Below are 3,035 nucleotides of genomic sequence, written 5' to 3' on the forward strand. Positions count from 1 at the left end.
GTGAGCGCGAGCGTGGTGAAGGACAGCACGCGCTTGGTCCTCAAGGGCACGCGGCGGATCGCGAGTGCCGCCACCGTGAGGACGATCAGGTAGACCGCGGACGCCGTGACGGTCGCGGACAGGGTGAGGAGGTGGACGAGTCCCGCAGCGGCGAGGGTCAGGTATCCCTCGAGGCGCGAGATCCGCTTCTCGAGGAGCAGGACGAAGGCGACGATCGCGAGGGTGATCGCGATCGCGCCGAACGGGTTGCGGTTGCCGACGAACCCCTGGATGGGACCGCCCTGGAACAGCAGCCCGTCGGACCACACCACGTCCTTGACGCCGCTCGAGTCGCCCGCGAGCGACTCGAGGTCGTCCATCGCCGGTCCGATGGGGCCCTGCACCACCACCGCCACGAACAGCTCGAACAGCAGCCCCAGAGCCACGCTGATCTGCAGTCCGCGCAGGAGCCGCACCATGAACTCGGTGCCCGAGGAGCTGCGTGCGGTGACGATGGCGATGTAGGTCGTGACGATGAGCACGATGACCGCGAGCGTGGTGACAGCTCGGGTCTCCGACCACAGGATGCTGAGCGTCGCCAGCCCCACGAACGCTCCGACCAGCAGCGGCGGCCGCAGCCCTCGCCACGTCGCGGGGAAGGCGATGACGACGATGGCGACCGTCGCCACCACGAGCGCCGCGTACAGAGGAAGACCCAGCAGGTACCGGAAGCCCTGCCCCGACATCAGCAGCACCACGACCCAGACCGAGACGGCAGTCTGACCTCGAATCGAGGCGAGCCTTCGCATGGCCGCCTGGGCGAGGGTGTTCATGGGTGGGCGGTTCTCCTGGGTCGAGGTGGGTATCGCGCCGGAATGGGACGCCGCACGCGAGGGACTCCCTCGCCGGGATGCTGGCTGCAGTCTATCGCGCGGCCCCAGCATCCTTCGGGAACCGGCGCGACGACCCACGGGTGCGAGGTCTGATCCCTCTAGGAGACCCCGCCGACCTCGGTGCCCGGGGCGTACGCGCCGTCGGCGATGTCTTCCCAGAACTGATCGATGGTCGCGGGGTCGAGCAGCACGGTCGATCCCACGCCCTGCACGGAGTGCCCCATGCTGGCGATGGGCGGCGTTCCGGTGACCGACTCCCCGCCCAGGCCCGAGCGCAGCACCAGCGCCATGCGCGCGATGTCGAGCACTCCGGTGCCCTCGGAGAAGGTGAACGAGTCCAGCGCCGCCGACGTGAGGGGCACGAGCTCGAACGGGTTGAGCAGCGTCGCCGGGTTCAGCACCTCGTCCGCGACGGCGCCGACCACCTGCCGCTGTCGCTGAGCGCGACCGATGTCGCCGAGCGGGTCCGCGTAGCGCATCCGGGAGAACGCGAGCGCGGTCTCTCCGTCAGCCAGGTGGCACCCCGCCTCCCACTCGAGCTGGCTCTTCTCGTCGGAGACATCCTGGTCGTAGCAGAGCTCTACGCCGCCCACAGCGTCGACCATCTCCGCGACGCCCGTGAACCCCACCTCAAGGTATCCGTCGATGGTGAGGCCGCTCAGACCCTCGACGGTCTCGACCAGCAGCTCCGGCCCGCCGAACGCGAACGAGGCGTTGATCTTGTTCGCGTTGTAGCCCGGGATCTCGACGTACGAGTCGCGCGGGATGCTGATGAGGGCGGTGGGGCCGGACTCCGGCTGGTGCAGGACCATGATCGTGTCGGTGCGCGCACCTTCGGTGGGGTCGTTCGTGTCGAGTCCCTCGCGCGAGTCGGATCCGACGATCAGGTAAGTGCGGCCCTGCGTGTCCGGCGCACCGCTGAGCGCGGGCACCGTCTGGATCTGGCCCTGCGCCCACACGTAGAACCACCCGAGCGCGAGCACGAGCAGCAGCAGCAGGACGAGCGCCACGCTGCAGCAGCGGTGGCGACGCCTGCGGCGCGGTCGGGGGGCCGATGCGGGGGGCACGGCGGCGTCCGGGCGCGACTGGGGCCGGGGAGGCGACGGCTGTCGCGGCGCCGTCGGACGCTGTCCCTCGCCCGCCTCCGGCTGCCGTGTCGACGGGGGGATGACAGTGCGGCGCTGCGGGGACGACGGCTGAGATGCGGGCGGACGCGCACGCGGTGGGATCGACGGCGGCATGGGCCGACGCGCGCCGGGAGCGCCTTGGCGAGTGCGGTCCTCGCCGCCCGTCGGTGTCACCCTGCGAGGGTAGCGCGGAGGCCGCGATCTGCCGTGGTCGCGGGCGTGTCGCGGCGGGCCCTCACCCGCTTCTCGATGACCACGACGGCGCTCGTCGCGGCGCCGACCGCGAGGATCCGTGCCCACGCCAGCGCGTCGATCGGCGCGGTGCTGAACACGGTGTTCATCACGGGCACGTAGGTCAAGGCCGCCTGGGCGACGGCCTGCACCGCGACCCCCACCAGCAGCCACGGGTTGGACAGCAGGCCGATGCGGCGGAGTGGAAGGCTCGACGACCGGCAGTTGAACAGGTAGAAGGCCTCGACCATGACGAACACGTTGACGGCGACCGTGCGGGCCTGAGCGAGGGTAGCGCCATGGTCGAGCTCCCACGTGAACAGGAGCCACGCTCCGCCCACGAGCAGCGCGGAGACCAGGACGATCCGCCACACCAGCGTGCCGGTCAGCAGCGCACGACCGGGGTCTCGAGGAGCCCGTGACATGATGCCCGGCTCCTTGGGCTCGAACGCGAGCATGAGCCCGAGCGCTACGGCGGTGGTCATGTTGATCCAGAGGATCTGGGTCGGTTCGATCGGGAGCGCCGTTCCCAGCAGGATCGCCACGAGAATCACCAGGCCCTCCGCGATATTCGTCGGCAGCGTCCACGTCACGAACTTGGTGAGGTTGTCGAAGATGCCGCGCCCCTCCTCCACCGCGTGCTCGATCGAGGCGAAGTCGTCGTCGGTGAGAACCATGTCCGCGGCGTCCTTCGCGACCTCGGTTCCCATCGTGCCCATGGCGATGCCGATGTCGGCGCGCCGCAATGCGGGGGCGTCGTTGACCCCGTCGCCGGTCATCGCCACGACGTGCCCCGCCTGCTGAT

The 3,035-nt window shown here is 70.1% G+C and carries 2 protein-coding genes and 1 pseudogene; all 3 read right to left on the reverse strand.

Annotated features, from left to right (window positions below; translation table 11 throughout):
• Positions 1 to 812 (reverse strand): annotated as a pseudogene (locus QZ483_RS13315) (hypothetical protein); the annotation flags it as partial.
• Between the two features lie 158 nt (positions 813 to 970).
• Positions 971 to 1,882: an LCP family protein gene (locus QZ483_RS13320; protein WP_297084822.1), complete on the reverse strand. Its 912-nt coding sequence runs from the start codon at positions 1,880 to 1,882 to the stop codon at positions 971 to 973.
• A 287-nt stretch (positions 1,883 to 2,169) separates the two neighbouring features.
• Positions 2,170 to 3,035 (reverse strand): HAD-IC family P-type ATPase (locus QZ483_RS13325; RefSeq protein ID WP_297084825.1); only part of this gene is annotated, 866 nt, incomplete at its 5' end.

Origin of the sequence: uncultured Demequina sp. (assembly GCF_913055775.1) — a bacterium.
Lineage (GTDB): Bacteria > Actinomycetota > Actinomycetes > Actinomycetales > Demequinaceae > Demequina.